This window comes from Methanosarcina sediminis (assembly GCF_052056915.1).
Lineage (GTDB): Archaea > Halobacteriota > Methanosarcinia > Methanosarcinales > Methanosarcinaceae > MTP4.
In genome coordinates this window covers 1,972,804-1,990,040 of record NZ_CP195119.1, presented here as the reverse complement: position 1 = coordinate 1,990,040, position 17,237 = coordinate 1,972,804, and the positions used below count along the sequence as shown (strand labels likewise).

At 49.5% G+C, this 17,237-nt stretch carries 15 protein-coding genes; 3 read left to right on the top strand and 12 right to left on the bottom strand.

Annotation, left to right across the window (positions count from 1 at the left end):
* Window positions 1-110 precede the first annotated feature (110 nt).
* Together ACSAZK_RS08495 and ACSAZK_RS08490 are read left to right on the top strand one after the other, a co-directional pair.
* Window positions 111-3,173 carry a response regulator gene (locus ACSAZK_RS08495; RefSeq protein ID WP_440956908.1) on the top strand — a complete coding sequence of 1,021 codons (3,063 nt, stop codon included), beginning with the start codon at window positions 111-113 and terminating at the stop codon, window positions 3,171-3,173.
* On the top strand, window positions 3,151-3,516 hold the full coding sequence (locus ACSAZK_RS08490; RefSeq protein ID WP_048177332.1) for a response regulator: 366 nt from the start codon (window positions 3,151-3,153) through the stop codon (window positions 3,514-3,516). The genes ACSAZK_RS08495 and ACSAZK_RS08490 overlap by 23 nt, the downstream gene beginning before the upstream one ends.
* Before the next feature lie 371 nt (window positions 3,517-3,887).
* On the opposite strand, the gene ACSAZK_RS08485 is transcribed toward ACSAZK_RS08490, so the two are convergent.
* From ACSAZK_RS08485 to ACSAZK_RS08435, 11 genes are all read right to left on the bottom strand, one after another.
* Window positions 3,888-4,670 (bottom strand): helix-turn-helix transcriptional regulator, encoded by a 783-nt coding sequence (locus ACSAZK_RS08485; protein WP_440956907.1) that lies wholly within the window; start codon window positions 4,668-4,670, stop codon window positions 3,888-3,890.
* A gap of 51 nt (window positions 4,671-4,721) precedes the next feature.
* The gene (locus ACSAZK_RS08480) at window positions 4,722-4,856 is read right to left on the bottom strand and encodes a hypothetical protein (RefSeq protein ID WP_440956906.1); all 135 of its coding nucleotides are present in this window, start codon (window positions 4,854-4,856) and stop codon (window positions 4,722-4,724) included.
* Between the two features lie 235 nt (window positions 4,857-5,091).
* Complete coding sequence (locus ACSAZK_RS08475; RefSeq protein WP_440956905.1) at window positions 5,092-5,949, bottom strand: class I SAM-dependent methyltransferase; 858 nt, start codon at window positions 5,947-5,949, stop codon at window positions 5,092-5,094.
* A gap of 53 nt (window positions 5,950-6,002) precedes the next feature.
* Window positions 6,003-7,124: an aminotransferase class I/II-fold pyridoxal phosphate-dependent enzyme gene (locus tag ACSAZK_RS08470; protein ID WP_440956904.1), complete on the bottom strand. Its 1,122-nt coding sequence runs from the start codon at window positions 7,122-7,124 to the stop codon at window positions 6,003-6,005.
* 480 nt (window positions 7,125-7,604) lie between these two features.
* Entirely contained in the window at window positions 7,605-8,120 is a 516-nt protein-coding gene (locus tag ACSAZK_RS08465; RefSeq protein WP_440956903.1) for an NADH-quinone oxidoreductase subunit B family protein, read from the bottom strand.
* An 86-nt stretch (window positions 8,121-8,206) separates the two neighbouring features.
* On the bottom strand, window positions 8,207-9,919 hold the full coding sequence (locus tag ACSAZK_RS08460) for a hydrogenase large subunit (protein WP_440956902.1): 1,713 nt from the start codon (window positions 9,917-9,919) through the stop codon (window positions 8,207-8,209).
* A 13-nt stretch (window positions 9,920-9,932) separates the two neighbouring features.
* Window positions 9,933-11,429, bottom strand: coding sequence for a proton-conducting transporter transmembrane domain-containing protein (locus ACSAZK_RS08455; RefSeq protein WP_440956901.1), 1,497 nt, complete (start codon window positions 11,427-11,429; stop codon window positions 9,933-9,935).
* Complete coding sequence (locus ACSAZK_RS08450) at window positions 11,426-12,112, bottom strand: hydrogenase subunit (protein ID WP_440956900.1); 687 nt, start codon at window positions 12,110-12,112, stop codon at window positions 11,426-11,428. The genes ACSAZK_RS08455 and ACSAZK_RS08450 overlap by 4 nt, the downstream gene beginning before the upstream one ends.
* The gene (locus ACSAZK_RS08445) at window positions 12,109-13,050 is read right to left on the bottom strand and encodes a respiratory chain complex I subunit 1 family protein (protein ID WP_440956899.1); all 942 of its coding nucleotides are present in this window, start codon (window positions 13,048-13,050) and stop codon (window positions 12,109-12,111) included. The genes ACSAZK_RS08450 and ACSAZK_RS08445 overlap by 4 nt, the downstream gene beginning before the upstream one ends.
* Window positions 13,047-15,005, bottom strand: coding sequence for a proton-conducting transporter transmembrane domain-containing protein (locus ACSAZK_RS08440; RefSeq protein WP_440956976.1), 1,959 nt, complete (start codon window positions 15,003-15,005; stop codon window positions 13,047-13,049). Before ACSAZK_RS08440 ends, ACSAZK_RS08445 begins: the two co-directional genes overlap by 4 nt.
* Window positions 15,002-15,238 (bottom strand): hypothetical protein, encoded by a 237-nt coding sequence (locus ACSAZK_RS08435; protein ID WP_440956898.1) that lies wholly within the window; start codon window positions 15,236-15,238, stop codon window positions 15,002-15,004. Before ACSAZK_RS08435 ends, ACSAZK_RS08440 begins: the two co-directional genes overlap by 4 nt.
* 572 nt (window positions 15,239-15,810) lie before the next feature.
* On the opposite strand from ACSAZK_RS08435, the gene ACSAZK_RS08430 reads away from it, so the two are divergent.
* On the top strand, window positions 15,811-16,233 hold the full coding sequence (locus ACSAZK_RS08430) for a hypothetical protein (RefSeq protein WP_440956897.1): 423 nt from the start codon (window positions 15,811-15,813) through the stop codon (window positions 16,231-16,233).
* Between the two features lie 273 nt (window positions 16,234-16,506).
* Here the strand turns inward: ACSAZK_RS08430 and ACSAZK_RS08425 are convergent, their stop codons facing one another.
* Entirely contained in the window at window positions 16,507-17,175 is a 669-nt protein-coding gene (locus tag ACSAZK_RS08425; protein WP_440956896.1) for a dihydrofolate reductase family protein, read from the bottom strand.
* Between the last annotated feature and the right edge of the window lie 62 nt (window positions 17,176-17,237).

Genomic DNA, 17,237 nt, shown 5'->3' with positions numbered 1-17,237 from the left:
CTTGTGTAAAAAAGCCTCTCTTCATAAAATATTCAACTTCCGCCGTATTAAATCTTCAATTCCCTTTGTATGATATATTCGGCCATGCACCCACCTTCAGAGTTTATATTATGAATGTTAGCAAAAAGGTACTGGTTATTATCTACGTGATTTTTGCTTTATTGATTTCAGTTGTTATTTTCGCCTCCCAGAGTATCCTTGACTCCAGTTTTTCCGACCTGGAGGCACGGGAAGCGATTGATAACATGGAAAATGCAAAAAACGTTATTGATTCACAGATACTCGAACTCGACGAGGCTAACGTTGCCTTTTCTTCCAGGGCCGAGGTCCGGGCTTTTATGCAGAGTTCCTACCCCGGGAATATTAGTGAAACCCTGCCCGACGATATTTTTTCTTTAGGTGGATATGACCTCATCTTTTTTGTTAACGCTTCAGGGGATGTACTTTACTCCTATTTTTTGGATTCCGAGCGCTTGATTGGTGGTCTTGCGCCTCCCGAACTCCAGAGTAAAATAAATGACGGATCTCTCCTTTGCCCGGCTTCCACCGATAATGTCAGCGGTTTGCTTATGCTCGAAAACGGGCCTGTGATCATCTCCTGCCGTCCCATCTCCGGGAGTTCGGGAGATGAAGAAATCCTGGGGACTCTCATCATAGGCAGGGACCTGGATGTGGGTTTTGTTGAGTCCGTCCAAAAAATTACCGGTAACCCTCTGATGCTCTACAGGCTTGATAGTGTGCCTGCCAATTTCCAGGAAGCTTTTTTTGAAAGTGATGGGCAGACCTGCATGAACACGATAATAGATGGGAAGGTAGTCGGATACTTCGTGCTAAATGACATCACAGGCGAACCTGGGGTTATGGTTCGGGCGGACATGGACAGGAGTATCTACGCCGAGGGGCAAAAGTCCCTCCGCTACATTGTGCTTTTTCTCCTATTTGCGGGCCTACTGGTGGGCGGAGGCTGTAAGCTTTTGATGGACCGGGAGTTTGTTTCCCGTATCGTTGAGATTGACGGTTTTGTTGATAAAGTCGGAAAGGAAAGGGATTACGCAGAGAGGCTTTCGGTAGAAGGGGATGATGAACTTTCGAGGCTTGCTTGCGGGATAAACGGGATGCTTGAAAGTTTGAGTGCAGCCTCCGAAGACCTTGAGGTTCAGGAACACGAAAAAAAGGTAATTTTGAACTCTTTAAGTGAATTACTTGTTTTTATGGACCCCGAATGCAGGGTTGTCTGGGCGAACAAAGCTTCCCTGGACTATCTGGGGATGAAACTTAAGGATCTCGTGGGGCAAAAATTTGAGAAAGTCTGTTTGCTTTGTGAAAGTGGCAGGTCCGGCTCTCCCGTGTGGCTGGCGCTCAATTCCGGGAAGGAAGAAGTTGGGGAGATAAGCACCCCTGACGGAAAGGTCTGGATGGTCCGTGCCAATCCGATAAAAGATGAAGAAGGCAGGCTTACGGGTGTCCTGCAAACAGGGCTTGACATCACCGCCCACAAGCTTTCGGAAGAAAGGTTGCTCAGCGCAAAGCTAGAGGCTGAGGATTCCAGCCGGGCCAAGAGCGAGTTCCTGGCAAACATGAGCCATGAACTGCGGACCCCTCTTAATTCTATCATAGGCTTCTCGGATATCCTGCTCGAGAGGGTCTTCGGGGAACTCAACGAAAGGCAGTTGAAGTACATAAACAATATCTCACGCAGCGGAAGAAACCTGCTTGAACTGATCAATGATATTCTTGACCTTTCAAAGGTCGAGGCAGGGAAAATGGAGCTGCATTACAGTGAATTTTCCCTTGCCGCCGTGTTCGAGGATGTCAGGACCGTGCTCAATCCCTTTGCCCTGTCCAGGTCCCTTGATATGACCTTCACCATAGAACCCGGCTTTAGCAACCTTGAAGCTGACCGGAACCGTCTGATCCAGATTCTCTATAACCTCGTGAGCAATGCAATCAAGTTCACTCCCGATGGGGGAAAAGTTTCCGTCTACGGCAAAAAAACGGGAGATTATGCCCTTATTTCGGTTACGGATACCGGGATAGGTATTTCTGGCGAAGACCAGGAAAAACTCTTCCAGCCTTTTACCCAGATCGACGCTTCTGCTTCCAGACAGTACTGTGGGACCGGGCTCGGCCTTGCTCTCGTAAAGAAAATCGTAGAATTGCACCGGGGGGTAATCCGGGTTGAAAGTGAATTCCATAAAGGGAGTGCTTTTACTTTCTCAATCCCGCTCAAAAAGCCAGGGGAAATCAGGAAGGCCGGGAACCCTGAACTCGAGGAAGTGCTCCTGGAGTTTGAAATGAATAAGAAAGCCGCCCTTTCGGTGAAAAAATCCGTGGAAACTTCCGGGCATGCTGTTAAACCTCCTGAAATAATCTTTCCCGAAAGCGGAGATGGAGGGGAACTCGTCCTGGTTGTTGACGATGACAATAATTCAAATGAACTCCTTTCCCTTGTCCTGGGAGACGCCGGCTACAGCGTGGCTCCGGTGTATCTGGGAAGAGACGTTTTGCCGGTTGCAAAGAAACTGAAACCCGATGTTATAACCCTTGACGTCTTCCTCCCCGATACCAATGGCTGGCTCGTCCTGAAACAGCTGAAAAATGACCCCGAAACGGCTCGGATCCCGGTACTTATCATCTCCATGGCCGATAAAAATGAACTTGGAATTGCTCTTGGGGCTCTGTATTCCTTTACAAAACCCATTAAAAAGGTTGAACTCCTTACTTCCCTGGAAGAAATCAGGCAGAAGTTTAAATTCGAAACTCTGAAGGTCCTTATCGTTGATGATGACGAAAATGCCGTGGAACTGCTGAACTCGATGATCGAGCCCGAAGGTTTTGAGGTCTTGAAAGCTTACGGCGGGAGGGAGGGTCTTGACAGGCTCTTCTCGGACAGGCCCGACATCCTCATTCTCGACCTCATGATGTCGGATGTGAATGGTTTTGACGTAATTTCCCACCTCAGGGCCGACCCGGGGACCAGGGATATCCCCCTGATTGTCTGCACTGCAGGGGAATTTGATGAAAAGAATATTGAAGAATTGAACAATGAAATGCAGGACCATTTACTCTCTATCATGAAGAAAGGCACTTTCGGAAGAAAAGAGTTAATTAACAGGATAAAACAACTAACTATGCTTAAGAGGCATAAAGATGAAAAAGATTCTGATTGTTGAAGACAACCCCATGAATATGGAATTGATACTTGATCTGCTGGAATTCTACGGGCACAGCGTAACAGGAGCGGAGGATGGGATAAGGGCCCTTGAGTGCCTCGATGAGAACAAATTCGACATCATTCTCCTGGACATGCAGCTTCCGAAAATGGACGGGCTCGAGGTGCTTGAACGGATAAAGCAGAACCCTGACACCGCTGACATCCCGGTGATTGCGGTAACAGCCCATGCAATGAAAGGAAGTGAGGAACACTTCATCGAAAAGGGATGCGTTGATTACATCTCAAAGCCTATTGATATAAACAAGTTCAGAGCCCTTATTGACAAATATCTCAGTGATTGAGGACAGGATTCCCCGTATCTCTTGTGGGAAATGCCAGGTATTGATGTCCCTGTTCCGAGGGGTTAAACAGGTGATAAAATCCGTTCGAATTAAAAACCGGTTGAATCCGGTAGATAGAAAATCGGAACTCAAAAATCGGTATATTTCGGTTTAAGCACATCAGAAACTAAAAATGTAGACTTCATTTAAGCATATAAAACTATCAAAAATCCGTAGACTTCGTTTGCCAGCAAATCATAAACCAAAAAACGGTGAACTCCGATCGATATCAAATCGGAACTCAAAAATCTGTAGACTCCGGTTATAACAAATCCGGAGGTCCGGTTGATATCATATCGAAAATCAAGGGAATTTCGATTTTCGACACTTCTTCAGATCTTTTCAAGGGGCATTGACATATCCTTGTAATGAGTGAAGAGTTCTTCACACCATTCCAGTGCACTTTCGTCAAAGCTCATCAGGCGCTGGTGGTCGAATTTCCCCTTTCTGTCAAAGAGTACCAGTGAACAGAAACGGTCTGTTACAACGTTTTTCAGGGTTATTTTCTTGTCGCAAATGTAAATTTCCATATTTTTGGAATTCAGAAGTTCCTGGAGGTTTTCTGTGTAGTCTTTTTTCATTCTTTCAAAGACCGGTTCGGTCAGGATGAGGTACATTTCCGCCCCTTTTCGTGCCAGTTCGGAATACAGGTTAAGATAAAGGGGGTGGAAATAAGAAAGAAATATCATGACACGTCTGGATTCCAGGAGGTTTTTCTTAAAGTCTTCAGGCACTTCAAAGAGCCTGTTAAGGTCGGGTTCGAGCAGGAAATAGTTTCCCAGTTCCTCGATCCTGTTAAGAAGGTCCTCAGGAATTGCGCTCAGGTCGTGGTTTACCCAGTAATCGTAATTTTCTTCGAAAACCCTCACGGTATTTAAGAGGGGTTCCATCTTTTCGACGACTATTTCCCCCATTTCCGAGAGCTGGTACCTGTCGTTTTCCTGAGTGATCATGTGGCCTTCTTTTAATTTCTTTATCTGGGGCATAATTGACGTAGAGCTGACGTTCAGGTCTTTTTTTATCTCGTCACTGGTTTTTGGCCCCTCTTCCAGCAGGCGCAGTACATTAGTTCTTTTTTCCGAAAGAAATGCCAGATCAATAAGTGAAATCTTCATGCAAGTCTACCTCCCCGGGAACCTCGTGAATACGCCGGAGGTAATTTCCCTTCATTTTTCCCAAAACCCGTTTTGCCTAATTTGAAGTCCCGGTTTCATTTTCCTGAAAGCCCCACCGGTAACTTCTTGAGGAATTATTGCTCTAAGTTTTCCAATTGATTGTTTATATCCTTTTCCAAAAAACATTTATTATTTCACAGTCCCGGACAATTTCCTGTTCCTTTTTCCTTTCTTTACTTTACTTTACTTTACTTCCTTTTTTTTAATTGAGCCGGTTTTGTCAGCAATTATCTTCGGGTTTATCAACAATTAACTTCGGGGTTTTGCCCTTATCCATAATTTTCAATTTACTTCATATTTTTACTTTATATCTTTACTTCATATCTTTACTTTACTCTTTACTTTACAGTTTTCCTTCCAGTTACTTTTTGGGCTTTGTTCCTGTAGCAAGCACATAGCCCACATACCTTGAGGTTGACTTTTTCCTTAGCAGGATCTTTTTTCCTTCCCCGAGCCGCCTGAACCGGTGCCTGATCTTTTTGCTGATCAGCGTGTACTTTATCATTTTCACTGCGACGCTGGAAAAGTACCGGGCAAACTCCAGGAGCCCGCCCATTGTCCTGATAAGCTTCTTTGCCTCTTCCAGGCTTGCCGTGGGCTTGCATTTCCTTACCTGGACGTCCTCCAGCCCTGCTTCTTCTAGCTCCTTTTCCCATTCTTCAGGGGTCGGGAGAGTAAAGGGAAGTCCGGTGATCTCGGCGAAAATGTCCTCTGCATGCGTTAGCTTTTCTGCAGGTTTCGGGGGGATTTCCGTTTCCCTGTACATTTCATTAATTCCCAGGGAGCCTCCGGGCTTCAAAACCCGGACAAATTCCCTGAAAGCCCTGCCCCGGTCAAGGAACTGGGAGACAAACTCGGTAATTATGGCATCGAAAGTTCCGGCTTCAAAGGGCAGGGCGTAGGCGTCTCCTATCCGGAAATCCGTTATCCCCTCCACACCTTTCTTTTTTGCCCTTTCCTTTGCCTTCTCGATGGAAAGCTCTGCTATATCGACTCCCACCACGAAACAGCCGACTTTCTTTGCGAGGTAACAGGCAGAAAAACCCGTTCCGCACCCTACCATCAGCACCTTTTTATTCCTGTCAAGCCGGCAAAGTTCCGCCAGTTTTTCCGTGGAAACGAGGCCACCTACGTGGAAGTAGGGCACCTCGAGGTAGCTCATGAAATCGTAGTAGCCCAGGGTTTCTGTTTCCTGAATTGAAAGTGAATTTCTTGACATGAAAGGCCTCCGGACGCCCTGGTCCGGGACACTCGATAAATATGGGTCTTTATTTATAAATTTTTCTTTATGTACTCCTCCAATTTTTCCAGCGCTTCTGGCATGTTTTTCCTGCCGAACCCCAGCCTGAAGTTCCGCTTCCCAAAATCATAAACAGTCCCTGGAAGCAGCATTACTCCCTGCCTCTCCACGACATCTACGCAGAATTCCTCCGCGTTTTTGCCAAATTTTATTTGAGGGAACCCTATAGGCCCTGCTTTTGGCTTTACCCACTCGAAATGTTTCTCGTGTTCTCTGAAGAAGTCATCCAGAACTTCCAGGTTTTTCCGGATTATGCCAAGGTTGCGCTCTATCAGGACTTCCTTATTCCTGAGCGCAAGGCAGGAAAGGAATTCGCTGGGGGCACTGTTGCAGATTGTTGTAAAATCCTTGAAAGCCGCAATTTTCCTGAGAAGTTCCCGGTCCTTTGTAGCAATCCAGCCGATCCGGAGCCCCGGAAGCCCGAAGGTCTTGGACATGACTCCCAGTGACAGCCCTTTTCCGTAAACATCAGCCATTGTCGGGAGCCTGTCCCCCGGGTCGTATTCAAGGAACCGGTAAACTTCATCGGAAAAGACATGAAGGCCGTTTTCCTCTGAAAGCTCTATAATGGCGTTGAATTCCTCTTTCGAGAACTGGTACCCTGTGGGGTTGTGAGGGGAGTTGACAATGATTGCCTTTATGTTTTTATGTTTGCGGATGCTCTCTTTTAAAAACTCGAAATCCGGTTTCCAGCCGTCTTCGTATTTCATCTCCCACTTCGTAACTTCGCACCCGAGGGCTTCCGCAATCCCGTAGAGCGATTGGTAGGCAGGGTACTGGACGATAATCCGGTCCCCCTTTTCCAGTAAAACGTTCATGAAAACGAAGATTCCTTCCTCTGCGCCTGAAAACACCAGGATTTCTTCGGGGGAAATGTTTTCGTACAGTTTTGAGATCTCTTCCCTTAACTCCGGGCTTCCCTGCGCCTCCGTATATCCCAGCCACAGGTTTTTGAACTCCTCCTCTGCGTTTTCTTCGAGGGCCAGCAGTTCCCCCGCCGTAAAGGATTCGCAGTCTGATGAAGAAAGAAGGTAAGGAGCACTGAACTCGTATTTTGCAAAAAAGCGTTCGAGTTTGAAGTCGTTTAATTTCATATCTTTAGAGTAATTTTTCCGCTTACTTATAGCTGATCAGATAGGGATAACCAGTGCACAGATTCCAAAAGTGATCCTCACATTTTTTGAACTCTTTTCCCCGATCAGCCGGATGTATTTTTTCAGTCATTTGAATACATTTTTTAGTTATTTGAATACACTTTTTAGTTATTTGAATCCACTTTTTAGTTATCTGAATGCACTTTTTAGTTATTTGAATGCACTTTTTAGTTATTTGAATCCACTTTTTAGTTATTTGAATCCACTTTTTAGTTATTTGAATGTACTTTTTAGTTATTTGAATGCACTTTTTAGTTGTCAATGTACAATTTATGGAAAAGCCGGCTTTTGGAATTGAATACACTGGAAGTATGCCGTTGGGTCAGGGGTTTCGATGTAGGGCAGGGTATTAGGGTTCTGCAGGGAAAAAGGAGAAGCCCCTTTGCCGGGGGCAGAGAAGGAATCTTATCTTTTATCAGGTTATTTTTCCGAGGCTTTTTTTAGGAGCGCAAGCAGCCCTTTCAGGATTTCTTTCGGGGAAGGGGGGTTTCCGGGGATTTTCATGTCCACGGGCAGTATCCTGTCGACTCCGCCGAGCACGGCGTAGGAACCTCTATAAATCCCTCCGTCACAGGCATCGTCCCCTACTGCGACCACGAATTTTGGGGAAGGCATAGCTTCATAGGTCTTTTTCACGGCTTCGGCCATGTTCAGGGTGACTGCCCCGGTTACCAGCAGGACGTCGGCGTGCCGTGGGGATGCCACAAAGGAGATTCCGAACCTTTCTACGTCGTAGTACGGGGTTCCCAGGTTTGAGATTTCTATTTCCGTGGAGTTATCGCTGCCCGAGTCCAGTTCGCGGATTGCCAGGCTGCGTCCGAAGACTTTTGGCATTTCTTTTTTGATTTCGGCCCCCAGGGTTTCGAGTTCCTCATCCCGGAATTCAAAAGTCTCCGTCACCTTCGGACGGAGGAAAAGGGAAAGCGGGTTTATCATTCTCAGACCTCACTGCATTTCTTGATTTTTTTTTCCGTGTTCATCTCTTTGTTCACGGGCATCTTTGCGTTCAAAGGTACTTTTGTTCAAAGGTCGGTCCCTGCATATGACATGTTCAGGCTCTTGTTGATAACAGGAAAGTCAGGGATGATGTTCCCGAGTACCGCATGTTCGATGGCCTGCCAGTTGCAAAAGGAGGCGGTCCTGACCTTGTAGCGGTCGACAAGCCCGTTTTTCAGATATATCCAGTGCAGGTTCTGCCCTCTGGGGGCTTCGACCAGGGCCAGGGCATAGCCGGAATTGCCGGGACTGCCTGATCCGGTTTCTTCACCTGTCTCAGGGGAATTTCCTGCAAATACGGGGCCTTGAGGCATTTCTTCTAAGAGGCGGTTGATGAGCTTCAGAGATCCCCTTATCTCGTCAGCTTTTACCTCATAACGGGAGAGCACATCCCCTCCTTCCCTTGCGGAAGGTGCCGGAGCAAAGTGCCTGTAGGCCCCGTAAGGCCTGTCAAGCCTGGTATCGGCAGGGCAGCCCGAGGCTTTTGCCAGAGGGCCTGTGAGGTTGAGAGGGACGACGAGCCCTTTTTTTACCACGCCTGTAGTTGCGAACCTGTCGATCAGGGAGGACGAGGACATTGCTCGTTCGAAAGCCGATTCAAAAGTCCGGGAAAACTTTGCGAAGAAAGGTGCCAGCTCTTTCAAAGCCGAATCCGGGATGTCTTTTTTCAACCCTCCGGGAGCCATTATTCCCCGCAGGAACCTTGAACCTGTGAGTTTCTCGTTTTGCCTGAATACTTCTTCCCTGAGGATTAAGAAGGGGCTTGCTACCGGGGAAAAACCAACGTCCACGGCCATGCCCGCAAGGTCGGCCAGGAGGGAGTAGACCCTTTCTAGTTCCAGCATTACGGCCCGCAGACATTCCGCCTTTTCGGGCACCGGAATCCCGCAGGCCCTTTCCACGGCCGTGCAGAACCCCACGGCATTTGCCGCGCTTTCGTCCCCGCTCACGGCTTCGGCAAGGGCAACGCATTCGGAAGGGCTTTTACCCTCAGCAAGTTTTTCGATACCCCTGTGCTTGTAAAAGAGCCGGATTTCCAGGCTGAAGATGGGCTCTCCTATCACGCCGAACCTGAAGTGCCCGGGCTCGATGATTCCGGCATGCACCGGCCCGACCGGGACCTGGTAGACGCCTTCTCCTTTCAGCTGCCTGAACCGGTATTCTCCTCCGGGCTTCCTTACTTCGTTTGCTCCTACTTCGTTTGCTCCTACTTCGTTTGCTCCTACTTCGTTTGTTCCGAATTCAGATGTTCCGGCTTCAGTTTTCTGAAGGTTCAGGGGGCCGTTTTTGAAAGCTTTTAGCAGGGGGTGGAAGCCGCTGGGGTAGCACTCATGCAGGAAGAGCCTTCTCGTGTCAAAAGCTCCCGTAAACTCCAGCCCGAAACCGTCCCTGACTTCCCGCTCGAACCAGGACGCCGAAGGGAAGCTTTCCGCAATCGAAGACACATTCCTTTCCCTGCCGACTTCTCGCACAAGGACGAGGACAGGCGGCTTGCCTGCCTGTTTGAAGGCATAAAAGAGGGTAAAGTCCCCTTTTTTCTCAAAGGCTTCCGCGCAGAATAGCCCGATGAGGCTGAACTGCCTTTTCGCAAGGGCTAAGGCTGCCCTTTCAAACCCGGCTTCGGAGAGCCGGACATAGGCCTCGTCTGCGCGGGCGTTGAGCAGTTCGGGCTCTTCTCCCGCCATTTCCGAAATTTCTGAAAGCAAATCCATTGTATCCTTATTCTTTTTCATATCCATACGCACTGTCCCCTTACACATATCCCAGTTCAAGGACTATCGCTTCAAGGAGCTCCCTGAGCGGTTCCGGGAACCAGAGGCCCAGGAGGAGGGCAAGGGCGAGCATGAAGACTGTAGGAATCCTCATCCCTGCTCTTACAACATAGGGTTTCTGAAATCTTTTTTTCCGGTATCCGGTTTCTTTTCCGTGCTCCTCTTTTCCGCTCTCTTCTTCCACTGTGACCCTTGAGAAGGCTTTCAGCAGGAAGTTTGAAAAGGCTGCGGCTGCCAGGATGAGCAGGAGCAGGACTGCCAGGGTCAGGTAGGGGGAAACTTCCGCGCTTTCCATCAGGATGAAAAACTTTGCCGGGAAGAGGGGGAAAGGCGGCATGCCAATGATTGCGACACTCCCCAGGATCAGGGTCCAGGCTGCGCGAGGTTGCAGTTTGAACACATCTCTCATGTCCTCGCGCATGTTGCTCCTGTACTGCCTGTGCAGGATGCCTGCGGCAAAGAGCAGGGCTTCTTTTACCAGGACGTGGACCAGCATGTAGAAGAGGGCCCAGAAAAGGGCAAGGGGGGTGCCTATCCCTATCCCTATGAGCAGGAGTCCCATGTGCTCGACACTTGAAAAGGCGATCAGCCTCTTCAGGTTCCTCTGCTGGAGCATGCTGAACGCCGCAAGAGCAATTGAAAACAGGCCTGCCGCAATAAGGATTAAGGATGCCTGGGGGGCTGAATCGCTTACCCTGAGGAGAGCGTAGGTCCTGAGAATGCCGTAGATCCCCAGGTTCTGCATGAGCCCCGAGAGGATTGCGCTTACAGAAGGGGCTCTTGCGTAGGCGTCGGGGAGCCAGGTGTGGAAAGGAGCTATCCCTGCCTTTGCCCCGAAGCCTATGAAGACGAAGGCAAAGCTTGCAAGGAGGAGGGCAGGGGAAAAGCTCGAAGCGTTTTCCATAAGTTCTATCCAGGAAAGGGTCCCTTCCCCGAGAGCCCTGGCCGAGAGGGTGAAGAGGAAAATCAACCCCAAAAAGGCAAAGAGCATGGCCCCTGAGACTATGAAGACGTATTTCAGGCCGGCATCAATGTTCTCCCTTGCCGAGAGGATCGCCACCAGCACGGCTGCGCAAACCGTGGTAAGTTCGGCAAAGATCCAGAAGAGGGCCAGGTTGTCCGAGAACAGCGCTGCTGTGGCTGTAACAAGCAGGAGATTGAAGGCCAGGTAGAAGAGTTTCAGGTTCTTCGGGTCAAGTTCTCCTGCTTCCATCAAGCTTTCCGTATACCCTTTTGCATAGGGGGCTGCTGCGCAGAAACCAAGGACCGTTATCAGTTCCACATAGAGGTTCAGGTGGTCCAGATAAAGGGACGGCCCGTACCGGACAGGCAGGTCAAGGGTCAGCAGGGCTGTGCAGGTCAGGGCAAGGTGCAGCAGGGCATTGCCTGAGGCAAGAGCGTTCATGAGCCTGTGAGACTTCGGAAGGAGGCCGAGGGCAAGGAAAGCCCCCATTGCCAGCAGGTAGAAGCGGATCAAAGGGCTTCACCTCCGTTCCAGATCTGCAGTTTCCTTATTTTCGCCCTGTATTCCTCGATGCTTGAGTCCAGCCCCACAGCCAGGATAGAGGTCAGCAGGACCAGGATTATCAGGTCGATTACAATCAGGACTTCGAGGATGAAGGGGAGTTCCGTGACAAAGATGCCTAACATCAGGACCCCGTTTTCCATGCTGAGGTAGCCGAGAGCTTTTGTAATTACCTTTTTCCGGCTGAACATGACAAGCATGCCCATGAGGGTCAGGGAAAGCCCTATGACAGCCCCGAAAAAGAAGAGCCTTGAGAGGGCAAGGTCCCCGAAGACCCGGGAAAGGAAGGTATAGGAAAGCAGGATCAGGCCTATGCTCAGCAGGAGGGAGGTCGTGGGTTCCAGGTAGGTGAAGTCCAGGTCTCTCCTGATTTTGATTTTCTCCTCGATCCTGTTAATGAAATGGGGGATCAGGAGCACTTTGCTTGCCAGGGTCAGTCCTGCCAGCAGCAGGAGTTCGTTTTTTCCTTCTATCAGGTAGAGGAGGAAGGAAACTGCGGCAAGCAGGAAGGACTGGGCAGTATAGGTATTAAGGACCGAAGCAAGGCTGCGGGTGGAGATGATCAGGGCTGCACTGATCAGGACGAAGACGAAGAGGATCTTGATTACGCCTTCGAGATAAAGCGGGTCAATCATGCGAACACCTCGATAAGGATGGTAAGGGCTGAAAAGAAAAACGCCATCATGTAAAAGGCAGGAAGCCTGAAGAGGCGCATTTTCGCAAGGGACGATTCAAAGAGCCCGATCACCACGGAAAGAGCCCCTGCTTTCAGGAGGAAGAACAGGGCAGATACCGCAATTTTTCCGGCGTCAGCTTCCGTGCTGAGTCCCACTGGAAGGATCGTGTTTATCAGGACTCCCATGAGGAGGAGCTGTTTGAGGGCATGGGAAAGCTCGAGGAGTGCCAGGTTCTTCCCGGACTGTTCCAGGACCATGGCCTCGTTTATCATGGTGAGTTCGAGGTGAGTTGCAGGGTTGTCCACGGGAAGCCTCCCGGTCTCCACGATGAGGATGATGAAGAGGGAAATAGAGACCAGGACAAGGGTCGGGCTTACCGGGAGGAGCGAGCCTGCGGTCAGGGCGAACATCTTGTGCAGGTTCAGGCTCTTCAGGACAAAGGCAAGCGCGGCAAAGGCCACCACCATGGTAGGCTCGATCACGGCTGCCAGGCTCATGGACCGGGAACTCCCCATGCCTCCGAAGGCGCTTCCCGCATCAAGTCCGCAAAGGGCCGTAAAGAAGCGTTCCAGGGCAAGGAGATAAAGGAAGACGATTACGTTCCCGAATCCTCCCGCCGGTTCCGGCACAAATACCAGGGGTACGAAGAGGGAGCAGGCCAGCAGGGCCGTGAGGTTGAGGTATGGGGTAAGCCGCATTATCCCGGAAGAGACCGGGGAATAAATTGCCTCTTTGTGCATGAGTTTTCTCAGGTCATAGTAGGCCTGGAAGATTCCGGGGCCTTTCCGCCCCTGAGCATGGGCCTTTACCTTCCGGATCAGGGCCATGTAGAGGGGGGCTGCCAGCAGGGCAAAAGCCGGGTTTAACAGGGCAAAGAGCAGGAATGATGTGTTCATACAAGGACCCCCGTGGCGAGAATCAGGGTAAGGACTGCAAGGAAGGCGTAGAGGACGTAGCTGTCAAGCTTACCGTTTTGCAGTCTGGAGACCCGCTTTGAAATGCTGTCAATAGCCCGGGCAGGGGGGATGTAGAGGTATTCTTCAAAGAAACGGAGCAGGCAGATTTCCACATTTCCGTTTTTGAATAGGCTTTCCTGCCCGTCGAAATACTTCGGCCTGTGCACAATCCGGGTCCTGTATATGCTCTTGAAGATCATGACCAGGGGCTCGGAAAACCCTGCTGAGCTGTACTCCATGGAAGGAGCCAGGGTGGGAGCCCCGCAGCCCCAGGTCTCGCTGATCCGGGCAGGTCTCTCTTCCTTTTCACTCTTATCCTTTGCACGGACTGCCAGGAAGAGGGCTGCGTATATGAGCCCCAGCAGTAGTCCGAGCAGGAGAAGGTCCGGATACTCAACGTCCAGGCCCGCAAGGGAAAGGAGCTGCTTTGAAAAGAGCCCGGCCAGGATACAGAAGGCTGCAGGCATGGCTGCCCCTATAAGCATGAGTTTAGGGACTTCTTTAGCCAGCAGGCTCTCTTCGGAGCGAGGGAGGGCAAGGCAGGTGATCCCGAAAAGTTTTACGAAAAGAGCTGCTGCCAGGGCTCCGGCCAGGGCAAAGCCCGAAAGGGCGATTACCAGGAGCACGGTGAGCAGGGGGTCGTTGAGAGCCGATGCCTGGAAAAAGGCCTGGTAGAGCAGGAGTTCGCCTGCAAAGCCGTTTGCCGGGGGCAGGGCTGCAATCGAGACCGAGCCTATCAGGAAAAGGGCTGAGGTTACCGGCATGCTTTTTACCAGCCCGCCGAAAGCTTCGATGTTCCGGGTACCTGTGGCATGGACCACCGAACCTGCGCAGAGGAAGAGCAGGCTTTTGAAAAGGGCGTGGTTGAAAGCATGGAAACAGGCCCCCGTTAGGCTCATCAGGGCAAGGGCAGGAAGTCCTTCGGCTTCGAATATGACGTAAAGCCCTATCCCGATGAAGATGATCCCGATATTTTCGATACTGCTGTAGGCAAGCAGCCTTTTTATGTCGCTTTCCTTAAGGGCGTAGATCACCCCGAAAAGAGCCGAGAGGCTGCCTCCGGTCAGGACCAGTACTCCCCACCAGAGTTCCGGCGAGGGGACTGCAAGCAGGAAGCGCAGGAAACCGTAGACTGCAACCTTCAACATTACCCCGGACATGAGAGCCGAGACCCCGGAAGGGGCTGCAGGGTGGGCATAGGGGAGCCACTTGTGGAAGGGTACAAGTCCTGCCTTGATCCCGAAGCCTGTGAAGAGGCAGAGGAAGGGCAGGGTCAGGGTTCCGGGCTCCACCGATCCGAGCTGGCCTAATTCGGCAGAGCCGGTCAGCCTGAAAAGGCTTATGAAGCCCAGGAAAAGAAAAGCCGTGCTCAGGTTTGTCATCACGAAGTAAAAGAAACCTGCTTTTTTGTTCTCCTCCGAGGAATAGTCGTGGAGCACCAGCAGGAGGGAGGAGAGGGACATTATCTCCCAGAATATGAGGAAAACCACCATGTTGCCTGCAAGCACGACCAGCAGCATGGCAAGGATGAAGAGGTTTGTCAGGGCTGCCTGAAGGTCTTTTCCGGCTTCGCTTTTTGCGTGTTCCGTATATTCCAGGGAATAGATCGAGACCCCTGGCACGACTGCCGCGATCAGCAGGACAAACCCTGCCGAGAGCCGGTCTGCTCCCAGTGTGAAGTCCAGCCCCGGAAGAAAGCTGATAGCTGGAAATAGGACTCCTTTTCCTGTGTAGAGGATTGCCCCTGCAAAACCCAGGAGCAGGGCTGAAGAAATAAAGGACAGGCCAAAGGAGGCCTTTCTTGCGTTTTTACTGCGGTACAAAAGAGGGAGGACGGTTCCGGAAAACAGTGCGGCAAAAGCGCCGTACATCAGGGCTTCGAGCAAGCTATTCACTCCCAAAGCCGGGGCACGGCAATTAAATGGGCATATTCCCGAAGCTTGGGTCCGGTAATTAAAAATGCATATTTCCGAAACTGGGGTCCGGTAATTAAAAATGCATAGCCTAATATTTTTCCAGACTTTGAAGGGATTGCAGGTTTTTCATTTCCGCATCCTTCGGATGCTGTTTTTCTGAAACCGTTCTCTCTATTACATATAATATAAAGGAATCTTTTAATCGTATCCACATTCCACCGTTAATATCCTTTCCCGGGCATTTTTTTCTCCGGGAGTCTGCGCGCCTGATATCTCCCCGGATTATATAGTTTTTCATTGAACGCTTTTTTCTAAAAATTAATAACTAATGATCATGACGGTGGTTTTCTGGAATTTCCTTCCGGAACAACGCCAAACCCGGTGGAATAAACAGATTATATCGGCTTTATCTCTGGATCTTGACCCCTATATGGGTCAGAGGCTGTAACTACCATTAGGTTACTCCGGAATTATAATTATCTTCCATGAGCTTTCCTTAAAAAAGTTTATTTTGACCCTTTTCCAGGCCGTTTCCCTAGAAAAATTTGAAAAGATGGGGTGTCCCTGTCGTGTTGCGCACTTGCCAGACAGCAGGGTTCACTTTCTTCTCTCCTGATGCCCCTCATGGATTCGCGCTTTATGCTTCGAGCTCTTTTACATTAATGATTCAGCAATGTTCCCGGCTACATTAATTATTCATCAATGATACGGTAATGTTTTTCTACGCAGCAGAACAAAAGCGAACATGATATAAAGCCTGCGTACATAGCTTATCCGTATAACTATGAACGGGGAGTATATCTTCGATTCAAGAAAGTGGTTTTTGATTGAACTGCTCTCTTGCCTTGGAAAAATAAGAGGAATAACCAAACTTCAAAAGGTGGTTTTTCTCGGACAGGAAGAACTGGAGCTTCCAAAGCTTTTTCAGTTCGATGAATATCATTACGGACCATATTCCTGGGATTTAAGTGACATTCTTGAGGATATGATTGTAACCGGTTTTGTGAGTGAAAAGACCGAATATCATGATGACGGTGTAATTTACACTTACAGCCTTGCCAATAATGCCCTTGAGGAGGCTGGAAAAATTGGGGTGTATATCCCTGAGGGTAAAAAACACATGCTGATTAAATATTCAAAACTTCCAATGTTTGCAATCTCAGAGTTTGTTTACCAGAAGTTCGTACACGAGGGAGTTGCCTCTTAAGACTCTATCCTGAAGTTTCAGTTTTCAACTTCAGTTTTCAATTTCTTTGCAGTTTGCAGTTATAGCTCTCAGTTTCAGTTTTCAATTTCTTTGCAGTTTGCAGTTATAGCTCTCAGTTTCAGCTTCCAATTTCTTTGCAGTTTGCAGTTATAGCTCTCAGTTAGCTCTCAGTTTCAGCTTCCAAATTCTTTTTTCCTCCTTCTTTTTTCCTCCTTACTTTCCCTTTTCCTCCTTCCCTTTTCCTCCTTACTTTCCCTTTTTCTGCTTCACCTTTCACTTCAAAACCCGGTAAAGCAGGTGCAGGTAATTTCGTTCCATCCTTTCGTTTTTCACAAGTTCAAGCCCGATTCCGCTCTTCTCAAGGTTTCCGAATAGTTTTTCCCCCGTTTTCCCGACAAGCACCGGGCTTACAAGCAGGCTGATTTTCTCTACCAGGCCCTGTTCCAGCAGAATGCTGTTAAGCGTGCTGCCGCTGTCCGAAACGACAATCCTGAAACCGTAGCGTTTGTTTGCTATTTCCAGCGCTTCCCGGTAGTCAACATGGGCTTCCCCTGCCCTGATGAAGTCGTAATTCCTCTCTTTGAGGTAGTCGAGGTATGCATCAGGGGTCTTTTCCGAAACCAGGACAATCACGTCCTTGCAGTATTCGGAGCGCCTGAAGATATGCAGCAGCCCTTCCAGGGTCCCTCTAGAGTCTGCAAGCAGCCAGAAGGCCCGTGGGTCCTGGGACTGGATTTCCGGCTTTACTAAATCGTATCCCTCTTCAGGGGGGATTTCTTCACAGAATAGCTCGATTCCGGTTTTTGCGGTGTTCGAGCCGACGAGCATGGCATCGGGACTGTAGCTTCTCAGGGTCCCGTAGTGGAGTTCGAGGTCGGCTTCGAAGCCGCTTATCGAGCAGTCGAGGCTGACACTGTTGTGGATGATTAGTTTCGGGAGCATTGTGTATCTCCTGGAGACTTTGACCTGTGGGTATTTTTCGTATTCCGTACTGAATTAACTTT

Coding starts and splice junctions, on each gene's coding strand:
- ACSAZK_RS08495 (WP_440956908.1), top strand. CDS start 111: ATGAATGTTAGCAAAAAGGTACTGGTTATTATCTACGTGATTTTTGCT.
- ACSAZK_RS08490 (WP_048177332.1), top strand. CDS start 3,151: ATGAAAAAGATTCTGATTGTTGAAGACAACCCCATGAATATGGAATTG.
- ACSAZK_RS08485 (WP_440956907.1), bottom strand. CDS start 4,670: ATGAAGATTTCACTTATTGATCTGGCATTTCTTTCGGAAAAAAGAACT.
- ACSAZK_RS08480 (WP_440956906.1), bottom strand. CDS start 4,856: ATGTTTTTTGGAAAAGGATATAAACAATCAATTGGAAAACTTAGAGCA.
- ACSAZK_RS08475 (WP_440956905.1), bottom strand. CDS start 5,949: ATGTCAAGAAATTCACTTTCAATTCAGGAAACAGAAACCCTGGGCTAC.
- ACSAZK_RS08470 (WP_440956904.1), bottom strand. CDS start 7,124: ATGAAATTAAACGACTTCAAACTCGAACGCTTTTTTGCAAAATACGAG.
- ACSAZK_RS08465 (WP_440956903.1), bottom strand. CDS start 8,120: ATGATAAACCCGCTTTCCCTTTTCCTCCGTCCGAAGGTGACGGAGACT.
- ACSAZK_RS08460 (WP_440956902.1), bottom strand. CDS start 9,919: ATGGATATGAAAAAGAATAAGGATACAATGGATTTGCTTTCAGAAATT.
- ACSAZK_RS08450 (WP_440956900.1), bottom strand. CDS start 12,112: ATGATTGACCCGCTTTATCTCGAAGGCGTAATCAAGATCCTCTTCGTC.
- ACSAZK_RS08445 (WP_440956899.1), bottom strand. CDS start 13,050: ATGAACACATCATTCCTGCTCTTTGCCCTGTTAAACCCGGCTTTTGCC.
- ACSAZK_RS08430 (WP_440956897.1), top strand. CDS start 15,811: ATGAACGGGGAGTATATCTTCGATTCAAGAAAGTGGTTTTTGATTGAA.
- ACSAZK_RS08425 (WP_440956896.1), bottom strand. CDS start 17,175: ATGCTCCCGAAACTAATCATCCACAACAGTGTCAGCCTCGACTGCTCG.